Source organism: Pedobacter metabolipauper (genome assembly GCF_004362715.1).
Classification (GTDB): domain Bacteria; phylum Bacteroidota; class Bacteroidia; order Sphingobacteriales; family Sphingobacteriaceae; genus Pedobacter; species Pedobacter metabolipauper.
Genome location: NZ_SNYC01000005.1, coordinates 128,877 through 140,891 on the forward strand (window position 1 = coordinate 128,877; position 12,015 = coordinate 140,891).

Annotated in this window: 7 protein-coding genes; 4 read left to right on the forward strand and 3 right to left on the reverse strand. The window is 38.9% G+C overall.

The window, feature by feature from the left end:
* Positions 1-66: 66 nt before the first annotated feature.
* The 4 genes from ATK78_RS12920 (at position 67) to ATK78_RS12935 (ending at position 4,405) form a co-directional block, all read left to right on the forward strand.
* The gene (locus ATK78_RS12920; RefSeq protein ID WP_133576547.1) at positions 67-2,250 is read left to right on the forward strand and encodes a glutamine synthetase III family protein; all 2,184 of its coding nucleotides are present in this window, start codon (positions 67-69) and stop codon (positions 2,248-2,250) included.
* A 124-nt stretch (positions 2,251-2,374) separates the two neighbouring features.
* On the forward strand, positions 2,375-3,553 hold the full coding sequence (locus ATK78_RS12925) for an AIR synthase related protein (protein ID WP_133576548.1): 1,179 nt from the start codon (positions 2,375-2,377) through the stop codon (positions 3,551-3,553).
* A gap of 263 nt (positions 3,554-3,816) precedes the next feature.
* A complete protein-coding gene (locus tag ATK78_RS23115; RefSeq protein ID WP_133576549.1) occupies positions 3,817-4,053 on the forward strand; it encodes a type II toxin-antitoxin system HicA family toxin in 237 nt (78 codons plus the stop codon).
* The gene (locus ATK78_RS12935; protein WP_133576550.1) at positions 4,037-4,405 is read left to right on the forward strand and encodes a type II toxin-antitoxin system HicB family antitoxin; all 369 of its coding nucleotides are present in this window, start codon (positions 4,037-4,039) and stop codon (positions 4,403-4,405) included. The genes ATK78_RS23115 and ATK78_RS12935 overlap by 17 nt, the downstream gene beginning before the upstream one ends.
* Positions 4,406-4,435: 30 nt before the next feature.
* On the opposite strand, the gene ATK78_RS12940 is transcribed toward ATK78_RS12935, so the two are convergent.
* The 3 genes from ATK78_RS12940 to ATK78_RS12950 all read right to left on the reverse strand — a co-directional run bounded on the left by ATK78_RS12940 (position 4,436) and on the right by ATK78_RS12950 (position 12,001).
* Entirely contained in the window at positions 4,436-6,700 is a 2,265-nt protein-coding gene (locus ATK78_RS12940; protein WP_133576551.1) for a GH92 family glycosyl hydrolase, read from the reverse strand.
* Positions 6,701-6,834: 134 nt separating this feature from the next.
* Positions 6,835-9,033, reverse strand: coding sequence for a S46 family peptidase (locus ATK78_RS12945; protein ID WP_133576552.1), 2,199 nt, complete (start codon positions 9,031-9,033; stop codon positions 6,835-6,837).
* A 223-nt stretch (positions 9,034-9,256) separates the two neighbouring features.
* Positions 9,257-12,001, reverse strand: a complete 2,745-nt coding sequence (locus tag ATK78_RS12950; RefSeq protein ID WP_133576553.1) for a TonB-dependent receptor — start codon at positions 11,999-12,001, stop codon at positions 9,257-9,259.
* Positions 12,002-12,015 lie beyond the last annotated feature (14 nt).

The following is a 12,015-nucleotide window of genomic DNA, read 5'->3' on the forward strand; positions in this document are numbered from 1 at the left end:
TTACAAATAATTCAATAGAAAAACTGAAATAAAAACTTTATTTTTGATAAAATTTTAAACAAATAAATGAAAAGCTTAAGAACAATTGCATTAAAAGAGGCGCAAACAAGAGTTTCACCAGAGGTTAAGTCTCCTTCGACTAAGATTTCTGAGTTTTTTGGCGTTAACGTTTTCGATAAGAGAAAAATGAAAGATTTCTTATCAAAAGAGGTTTATGAGAAACTTGTTTCAGCCATTGATCAGAGTATATTGATTAACCATGAAGATGCCAACCACATTGCAACCGCTATGAAAAGCTGGGCAATGGGTAAAGGTGCCACTCATTATACACACTGGTTCCAGCCTTTAACAGGTACAACTGCTGAAAAACACGATTCATTCTTTGAGCCGAGCAGCGATGGTGCAATTGAAAAATTTGCTGGTAGTGCTTTAGTTCAACAAGAACCAGATGCTTCAAGTTTCCCTAATGGCGGAATCCGTAATACTTTTGAAGCCCGCGGATATACGGCATGGGATCCTTCTTCTCCTGCATTCATCATGGAGAGCAAAGCTGGTAAAACCCTTTGTATCCCAACTGTATTTGTATCTTACACAGGCGAAGCCTTAGATTATAAAGCTCCTTTATTAAAAGCATTAAATGCGATGGATAAAGCTGCTGTTGATGTTTGTCAGTATTTTGATAAAAGCATCACTAAAGTAAATGCTTCTCTAGGTATTGAACAAGAATATTTCTTAGTGGATCTTGCCCTTTATAATGCACGTCCGGATCTGGTATCCACTGGCCGTACCTTATTCGGACACATGTCTGCAAAAGGACAACAATTAGAAGATCATTATTTCGGTTCTATTCCTGAACGTGTGTTCACATTTATGGTAGATTTCGAGAACGAAGCACTTAAATTAGGCATTCCTTTGAAAACAAGACACAACGAGGTTGCTCCTATGCAATTTGAATGTGCTCCTATTTATGAAGAAATCAACCTGGCTATTGACCATAACCAATTGTTAATGGATTTGATGGAGAAAGTTGCTTTAAGACATAAATTTAAAGTATTACTGCATGAGAAACCTTATGCCGGTATCAACGGTTCTGGTAAACATAACAACTGGTCGTTAATTACAGACACGGGTAAAAACCTATTGGCTCCTGGAAAAACGCCTAAAAACAACTTAATGTTCTTAGCGTTCTTTGTGAACACAGTTAAAGCCGTTCATGAGCATGCAGATCTATTGAGAGCATCTATTGCTTCTGTAAGCAACGATCACCGTTTAGGTGCCAACGAAGCTCCTCCTGCAATTATCTCTATTTTCCTTGGTCAGCAGTTGAACGAGGTGTTAGACGAGATCGAGCACTCACGCATCAGCAAAAAAATTAAAGAAGATAATGCGCTGTGGTTAGGTATCCCTAAAATTCCACAAATCTTATTAGATAACACAGACCGTAACCGTACTTCTCCTTTTGCCTTTACCGGTAATAAATTTGAGTTGAGAGCTGTTGGTTCTTCTGCCAACTCTTCTGCCCCTATGACTGTTCTAAATGCAATCGTAGCTGATCAGTTGGTTAAATTTAAAGTTGACGTTGATAAACTGATCAAAAAAGGCGAGAAAAAAGATATCGCGCTATTAACTGTGATCAAAAAATACATCAAAGAATCTAAAGACATCCGTTTTGAAGGAAATGGTTATAGCCAGGAATGGGCTGATGAAGCTGAAAAACGCGGCTTAGCAAACATCAAAACTACTCCTCTTGCTTTAGATGCTTATGTTAGCGAAAAATCTACTGAGTTATTCACTAAAACCAATATCTTCAGCAAACGCGAACTTCATGCCCGTCATGAGATCCTGTTAGAAAACTATTACAAAAAACTTCAGATCGAAGCCAGAGTAATGGGCGATATTACACATAGCATGATCATTCCTGCAGCTATTTCTTATCAAAATTCATTGATCGAAAATGCTCAGGGCCTTAAAGATCTTGGCTTAGGTAAAGATGCTTTAGAAACTCCGCTATCTATCATCAACAAAATATCTGAGCATTTAAGTGTGGTTAAAACCAGCATCGATGCCATGCTTGAACAACGTAAAGTAACTAATGGTATTGAAGACACACGCGAAAAGGCAATTGGTTACGATGAAAAAGTAAAATCTTACTTTGATACCATCCGCTACCATGCTGATAAATTAGAGCAAATTGTTGATGACAGTGTTTGGCCTCTGCCTAAGTTCAGAGAATTATTGTTTTTAAAATAAACCAACCTAAATAACCAACCATTTATTGATGTAATAACCTCTGCTTTAGCTAGCAGGGGTTATTTTTTTGAGATATTATACTTTGTTTCTTTAACATTCGGGTGTTTCGTTATCTTTGCAGCACATGAGTGATAACAGGTACAATCAGCGTGGCGTTTCTGCCTCTAAAGAAGATGTGCATCAAGCCATCAAGAACATAGACAAAGGTATTTTTCCACAGGCTTTCTGTAAGATCATCCCGGATATTTTAGGTAATGACGACGCTTTCTGCAACATCATGCACGCTGATGGTGCCGGTACAAAATCATCCCTTGCTTATGTATATTGGAAAGAAACCGGCGATATTTCCGTTTGGAAAGGTATTGCCCAGGATGCCATCATTATGAACATTGACGACCTTATCTGCGTTGGTGCTACAGACAACATCTTACTATCCTCTACTATTGGCAGAAACAAAAACTTAATTCCTGGTGAAGTAATTGCCGCCATCATCAACGGCACCGAAGAAATTCTGGCCGAACTTAGAGATCAGGGCATTTCCATCTACTCTACCGGTGGCGAAACTGCCGATGTGGGCGACCTTGTGCGTACCATCATCGTAGATTCTACCGTTACCTGTCGTATGGAACGTGATAAAGTGATCAGCAATGATCAGATTCAGGCCGGTGATGTTATCGTTGGTCTTTCTTCCTATGGCCAGGCCAGTTATGAAACGGAATACAATGGTGGTATGGGTTCTAATGGCCTTACCTCAGCCAGGCATGATGTTTTTGACAAATCTGTTGCCAATGCCTATCCGGAAAGTTTTGATCCTGCCGTTCCGTTCGATCTTGTATTTTCTGGTGCTAAAAAATTAACTGATCTTGTTCAGGTTGATGAAAATACACAAATTACTGCTGGTAAACTCGTGCTATCCCCTACCCGTACCTATGCTCCGGTAATTAAAAAGATCCTGGAAAGCCATAGAGATCAAATTAATGGTATTGTACATTGCAGTGGTGGTGCACAAACTAAAGTGCTTCACTTTGTAAATGATAACGTTCACATTATTAAGGATAATTTATTCCCTATTCCTCCGCTATTTAAGCTAATTCAGGAGCAATCTGGTACAGATTGGAAGGAAATGTACAAGGTATTCAATATGGGTCATCGTATGGAGCTTTACATACCTGCAGAGATCGCTGAAGATATCATTGCCATTTCTAAAAGTTTTAATATCGATGCGCAGATCATTGGACGCGTAGAAAGTTATGCCCATAAACAGGTAACGATATTGAGCGAAAAAGGAGAATTCGTTTATTAAGTGATAAATCCAGTGATTTGCTCTAGGGCAGCATTAATTCCGATGAAGAATCGGAAAGAACACCAGGCCCTTCCCAAACACTAAATTTATCCCAAAAATTATCTGCATACTGGGAGGCTATTTTAATGACCATTTTAACCAGTGGATTACATTTTATATATAAGTTCACCATATAATATAGCTAACACCTATATTATTCATGTAACTAATTTTTAGTTACGGATAATTTATATACATTTGTATGAGCAAGATCGAAAAAAGTATTGCTAAAATTTTATTCAAATCCTAAAGATCTTTCCTGGCATGAAGCCATAAAAGTATTAAATCATTATGGGTTCTATGAAATCAGAAATAGTAAAACAGGTGGATCAAGGAGAAAATTCGTAAACCAATCTGATGATGTGATATGTTTACATCATCCACATCCCAGCGTTATTTTAAAGAAATATCAAATAGATTTAATCCAACTAAAACTAATACATTATGAAAAACTATTTTGAGTATAAAGGATACATCGGTTCCGTGGAGTACAGCGCTGATGATCGTGTATTTTTTGGAAAAATACACGGAATAAATGATTTGGTAACCTTCGAAGGTGTTTCAGTTGATGAATTAGAGATGGCCTTTAAGGAGTCAATTACAGATTATCTAACTACCTGCGCAGAACTGGGTAAAAAACCAGATAAACTTTATAAAGGTTCATTTAACGTTAGAGTACCCGAGAAATTGCACTACGATTCTGCATTACTTGCCCAAAAAAAAGGAACAAACCTAAATGAGGTTGTAAAAGCTGCCTTAAGTTATTTAGTGATGCATGAAGAACTATTAGATGCTAAACAGGTTTCTGCTTAGCATCATTATTCCTATTGCTAACTTAATTTATTATTGACGCGGATCAATTCCCCAGCTTTTATTTGGTTTTGAACCCATCTCAAGTTCAAGCTTTCCTCCCGCTACCAACTGTTCATGTGTAAAAAAGGGTGTATTCAACACTTTTCCATTGAATTTTGCACTTTGGATGTATTTGTTGATTACTGAACAATTATTGGCAATCAATTGGAACTGCTTGCCATTAGGCAGATCAATACTTACTTTTTCAAATAAAGGACTCCCTATGGTATATATAGGAGTGCCTGGCGTAACCGGATAAAATCCCATGGAAGAGAAAACTACAAAGGCAGACATACCGCCACCATCTTCATCACCCGGAATTCCAAAAATGTTGTCTTTAAACCAGGTATCTAACAGGAACCGGATCTTCTTCTGTGTTTTCCATGGTGATGAGGTATAATTATACAGGTAAGGAATATGGAAACTGGGTTCATTGCCCATTGAAAACTGTCCAACCATACCTGTTGCATCCGGAAATTTAGCCTGATTCTCATATTTACTGCGTCCAAGTGGTTCACGGAAAAGCTGATCCAGCTTGGCTTCAAAGCTTGCATTGCTTCCAAATAAACCTATTAATCCTTTCACATCGTGCTGTACCTGCCAAAGGTATGTCCAGCCGTTATTTTCATCGTAATAATCACGACCACCCATTCCCCCGTCAAACTTAGGATCTATTTTAATCCAGTTTCCTGCACTGTCTTTAGGCAGGAACATCTGAGCCTTATCATCCCATAGATTTTTGTAATTATTGCTTCTGGCAATGAATTTGGTATAGTCTGGTTCTTTATTCAGGTCTTTAGCGAACTGGGCAAGTGCCCAGTCGTCATAACTGTGCCCAAGCGTAATGGCTACTGCCTGGCGTTTTTCCCAGCTGTGTACACCCGGATCCGTTTCTTTCTCTCCAGGTTTTAATGCAGGATAAAACCCTTTAGCGTAGTAGAAATCTTCCAGCGGACCTTTAGGACCATTTTTCCATGGCGCCATCGTTGCCTGGGTTGCATTTTTAGCCATCCCCTCATAAGCTATCTGTATATCATAATTACGGATTCCTTTACGATAGGCATCTAGAAATGTAATGGTGGAGTGAAAGCCATTCATACAGGCATGATCACCATAGATAACCGGAAAGGTAGGTACCCATCCGCTTTGCTGATACATGTTTACATAAGAATTGAGCATATCCCCCTCCTGATCCGGATTCAGGATCGTTCTCAATGGATGGTGTGCCAGGTACGTATCCCAAACCCAATCGTCTACATAGAATGGACGTGTGGTTTTATGGATCTGTTTATCATATCCGCTATAATAGCTGCCATCTTCTGTGATATCCACCATTCGTTCATAGCAGCGATATAATGCAGTATAAAAAGATCTTTTTTGAGCCTCTGTGCCTCCGGTAGATTTAATTTGATTGATCACTTTAGACCAGGCTTCTTCTCCTTTTTTAACTTGCTGGTCGAAATCAGAAGAACTTTGTTCGTTATCAAAGTTCTTTTTTGCCTGCTCAGCACTGATATATGATATGGCGTATTTAAATTCTATAACTCTGGGTGCCGTCTGTGGAAAGCTTACCCAGGCTTTTAATTCCCTTCCGCTTACTGCACGGTCTGCAGATATCTTGCTGCTCTTTATTGTTCCCACAGTAGCTCCGGCATTAAAAATTCCATACATGTACACTTTGATACCGGTATAGATCTCTATGCCTGTAATTTCGCGATCTGAAATAAATTTAAACTCATTATCTCCAGCATTATACACATTAAACAACAAGTTTTTAGCACTATTAGCCGGAAATTCAAACCGGTAAAGACCTGTTTTTTTACCTGGTGTAAATTCTACTTTGATGTCATCGTCAATCAGATAAGCTGAGTAATACCAGGGTCTTTTAATTTCGAGATCATGATCATAGGTCATTTTCTTTCTCCACTCTTCATTTTCATAAGCACGCACCGTTGGTTTAATGGCAAATACCTGACCCTGACGGTGAGATACTACAGTTAACGGAAAACTGGAGATTTGATCGTCCATATGATCTGTACGCTGTGGAAACATCCGGATCATTTGATTTGGCAGCTGCACGGTTGGCCGTGTTGGTTCCAGCAGCTGGCCAACGTTACCAATGGATGGATCTACGTACTTTAAATTACCAGTTCCCTCATATGGATTTACCTGGGCCGTTACGCCATGCATCAATAATACAGACACGGATAAGGCAGCAATAAATTTAGTGGGCAGAAGATTTTTAAGGATCAGCATAGTAATTAAATTATAAAATTTAAAGTTACTAAATCCTTATAGCAAATCAAGGCACTATCTCCAATGAAAATTCCCAATAAAAAAGCGCTGCACCAAATAGATTGATGCAGCGCTTAAATTACATTTGTATGCGCTTATTTTTTCTTCACTGCTGTCTTAGCAGCTGGGGTATTTTTTCTAAGATCCAGTTCATCGATGATGTTTTTGGCTCCTCCAAGCACATCGATACACCACAACACATAACGGATATCGACACTTATGGTTCTTTTGAATTTCTTGTCGAACGCAATATCACCGCTCATGGCTTCCCAGTTACCGTCAAAGGCCAATCCGATCAGTTCTCCGTTACCATTGATTACCGGCGATCCTGAGTTACCTCCTGTGATATCGTTGTTAGAGATAAAACCAACGGTTAAGGTTCCGTCGTTGCCATATTGTCCGAAGTTCCTTTTGTTATAATTTTCGATCAGGTTTGCAGGTAAATCAAATTCGCCATCTCCGGGTATGTATTTCTGCATTGCACCATCAATGGTTGTTGTTATATTATAGGTAATTCCGTCCTTTGGTGAATAATCCTGAACATTTCCATAGCTCAACCGCATGGTAGAGTTGGCATCAGGATACATTAATTTACCCGGATTACGCTCCAGTGTAGCTTTCAGGTAAAGATGATCCAGTTCTGCTTTTTTGTTTTCAAAATCTGCGACCAAAGATCCGAAATTCGTTTTAATATAATCAGCTGGCAGAAGATTGACTGCGTATTGATAACCAGGATCTTTTTTAAGATCTTCCAGCGTCGCTTTTGAAGCCAGGAATGCCTTTAACTTTTCAGGCTTGATCAGGTTGCTGTTTTCCCATAAGTAATCTGCGTACTTTTGAAACGTAGTTTCCGGGTTACCAGTCCAATATTTTTCAGCAATAGCAGCAAAGAACATTGGCTGTGATTTTACCGGTATATCTTTATAGAAAGATGCAAGTATCTGGGCAAAGATCTTCTTATCTGCAGCTTCAACATAGGTTTCTTCATAAGTAGCTGCCGCTTCGTTCACACTTGTTTTTACCTGCGCTGCAAACGCTTCATCTCCCTTTTTCTGCGCTACTGCCGAATAGGCACGACCTAATGAAATGGCGTTAGGCACCCATCCTGAGGCTAAGAAACCTTCATTAATATAAGTACGCTGAACAGAGATTGGATCAATGCTTTTATAAATGTCAGCATACTGTTCCATTAAACCGGCAAATTCTGACTTTTGGGCTGCCCATTCCGTAAATGCTCTTTCTTCAGTCCGTTTAGAATCGGCTACTTTTAAGCGCTTTAACTGTTCAGTTTGTCCGATGTAATATTTCCAGTAATTGGCAATATTTGCATATTGAGAAGAAAGCTTTAAACGCGTGTCTACGCTTTTATCCATTTCTGTTTTCCATGCCTTTAAACGAATGTCGCGCAGCTTTACAATTGTCGGACTAACTTTGTCTGTTGCTAAGTCTACTCCATAAGAAGTCAGATAACGGTCTGTACGGCCAGGATAACCATAAACCATAGAGAAGTCGCCATTTTTAACTCCTTTCAAAGATACCGGCAGGAATTTTTTAGGTTTATACGGCATATTATCTACTGCATATTTTGCAGATTGATTGCCTTTCGAAGCATATACCCTGAATACTGAGAAATCTCCGGTTTGGCGGGGCCATTCCCAGTTATCGGTGTCACCACCAAATTTACCAATGTTTTGTGGCGGTGCGCCAACCAGACGTACATCATCAAAACGTTCATAAACAAATAGGATGAATTGATTGGATTTATAGAAATCTTTAACATTGGCTTCAATGTTTGGTGCTTTTACCGCTGCCTTAGAGAGGGTATTAAAAATCTCCAGCATTTTTGATGATTTCTCCGCTCCTGTTAATCCTTTTGTAGCGGTATTAACCTGAGCAGTCACATCTTCCATCCGCTGCAGAAAGCGAACAAAAAGACCACCAATCGGTTTTTCTTCGGCATAGCTCTTAGCATAAAAACCGTTATCAAGAATGTTATTTTGAGGTGTTGAGTTTGATGCGATTGCATCATAACCACAGTGGTGATTGGTAAAGATCAGTCCTTTGTCTGAAACGATCTCACCAGTACAAAAGCCACCAAAATGAACAATAGCATCTTTAAGGCTTGAACCATTGGCATTGTACAGATCTTGCGCAGTTAATTTAAATCCCTGCTTTTTCATCTGTTCATAGTTTTTTCCAATCAGCATTGGGATCCACATGCCCTCGTCTGCTTTTACCGTATTGGCAAATGACAATATCAGAACGAATATCATCAGATACAGTTGTTTTCTCATAAAGTATAAATTAGTTAGGGCGGTAAAGTTAATGATTAACCCGGGATCAGCAAATCACATTTGCCGCACTTTGACGCTAATCTAAACGGGCTTTCAATGCTGGTTTTTGAGAACCGTTAGCATTTAACAAAGAAGGTTATTAGTTAGTCTTTAGAATGTACCGGTAAAACAGAAAGGCCTTCCGGAATATTCCGGAAGGCCTTTCTGTTTAGCAATATTTAGATTAGAATTTGATTGACAAACCTGCATTCCAGGTTCTTCCAAATCCTATACTTACGTTATTTCTTGTTCCTGAAGCATTTTTAGTTCCAGGGATAACAAAGTCATACGGGCCGTTACCAAGAGGATTAGTAGTTGCATTAAATACTGATGTGTTGTATAATACGTCAGTATAAGCTTCAGAGATGTAAGATTTATTTAAGATATTATCTACACCTAAACTAATGGTAGTTGAAAGACCTTGTAGTTTAAAATTATAAGATAAGCCACCATCTAACAACTGGTAAGAAGGAAGTTTCCAGGCCTGACGGTTTGGCTCTCCTGCTGCCGGAGCAGTACTTCTGTTCTCAGGCAAGAAACTTGCGTAAAGATCATCAGCCATAAAATAATCAGCACGGATTCTTAAACCTTTAACAACCTGGTAAGAAGCACCAAAGTTAGCTGTAGTTTGTGCAGCATCACCAATTTTTACATCTTTAAGATATAATTTAGTTTCAGCTAAGATAGTACCGTCATCATTGTATGAAGTCGCATTTACATCATTTTTGTATTTCCAGTCACCAACTGAAACCATTGCAGTTAACTCAAGGTTGCTTGTTGGTCTTGCAGAAACTTCTAACTCGATACCTTTGTGTAAGGCGTTGATACCATTGATGTTTGCTGAACCTGGAGTTGCATCAGGCAAAGTAATCGCTCTGCGGTATGATCTGTCGTTCCATTCAGTGCGGTAAACATTTAAGCTTGCATTTACAAATGCAGTTCTTAAACCGTAACCCAACTCAAAACCAAGGATCTTCTCATTTGAAGAAGTTGAATTCTCTACAGCTCTGGTTGCACCATTTCTGTTCGGGAATACAGTATCATAGAATGGAGCTCTGGTGAAATAACCTGCATTACCAAAGAAATTGTGGTTTTCAGTTACCTTAACGTTGATACCACCTTTGGTAGAATATGCACCATAATTGTAGGTTTTAGATTTCTGTGTTCCATTGCTGCCATTAAAGAACATGGTTTCACGGCTGTAACCTGTATTGTTCAATGTTCCCGACACGAAAGCATCAATGATATCATCTGAATATTCCGCAGATACATACCCACCGATTTGATTTACATAACCATTGTAATCGTAATCAAGATGATCTTCATCAGTCACGGCAAAGCTTGGGTTTTCAAAATCGTTGTTGGTATCTCTGTAAGCACTTGCACCTAACAAATCATCAACAGATCTGTAGTGTAAACCTTTATAATATCTCCAGTCTAAACCACCGCTTAATGTAAAGTTGTCAGTTAATTTGTGGGTAAGGTTTACAATTGCACCGAACCAGTTGTGACTGTTTACAGAAGATCTTCGGGTAATACCAGTAGAAGTACCTGAAGCATTTACATACTGGCCAGCATATGGGCCTGTTGCTTCCGGAGCTTTAGCCACACCTGAAGCAAAATCTGTAACCACACCACCAGCATTATATTTTCTGATGTCGTCATAACGGATCAAACTATCAGCAGTTCTTGGAAGTGTATATACGTTTCTTGTACCAATACCACCGTTAGCACCTGTACCACCACCTCTACCAAATGAAGCATAAACTACAGAGTTGATATTGGTTTTATCATTTAATTTCCAGTAATGGTTTAAATTGATTACCGGTTTGTGGTAGTAATTTTTAGACATGTTATACTCTTCACCACCTAAAGTTCCCCAGTTGGCATTATATTTTTCGCCTCTTGGTGTTACACCTTTGTTTAAAGGGTTACCATAATAACTTTGGTAAGGAGTAGTATTGCTATTTTGGTGATGCCATTGAGGAGCACCGGTAGCAGAGAATGTTAAGGTATGTTTATCGTTAATCTGGTAACCTGCAGCAAGGAAGTAGTTCCATCCTTCAAATTCAGTTCCGTCAATATAACCATTACCAACCGTACGTGAACCTAAGAATGAAAAAGCAAGGCCGTTAGCCATTTTACCAGTTGAGTAGCTCAATACATTTTTGAAATATCCATCGTTACCTAAAACTTGTTTAAATGAACCGCCTTTTTCAATTTCCGTAGGTTTGGTTACAATGTTAATGGTACCACCAACAGAACCTGTAGAAAGCTTAGAAGCACCAAGACCTCTTTGTACCTGGATTGAATTGGCTACGTCTGATAAACCAGCCCAGTTAGACCAGTAAACAGTTCCGCCTTCCATATCGTTCACTGGAACACCGTTAACCATAACCGCAGTATTTTTGGTATCAAAACCACGAACGTTGATTCTTGAATCACCAAAACCACCAGAACCTTTAGTTACATAGGTTGAAGGAGTTCTTTTAAGCAATTCAGGAAATTCATTGTTTCCAGCTCTGGCTTCGATATCTGCAGCGCGGATTGTACTCACGGCAACCGGAGTTTTTCTATCAATCGCCAGACCAGCAGAAATAACAACTTCACTCATTGACTGTGAGTTTGATGCCAGTTCAATTGTTCCTAAATTTTCAGTACCACCTGCCTTAGATACACTTACTTCTTTAGTGATAAAACCAATGTAAGAGATAGCAAGGGTTCCTTGTCCGTTTTCATTGATTTTTAAGGTAAATGAACCATCTAATGAAGTTAGAACAGCAAATTTAGTACCTTTTAAAATTACTGATGCTCCTGGCAGCGTTTCACCAGTAACTCCATCAACAACTTTACCTTTAATAATGGTCTGGGCAAATAACCCAAAACTAACCAGCATCAAAGCAATTGATAATAGTAAAGATTTCTTCATACTTTTTTGTTTTT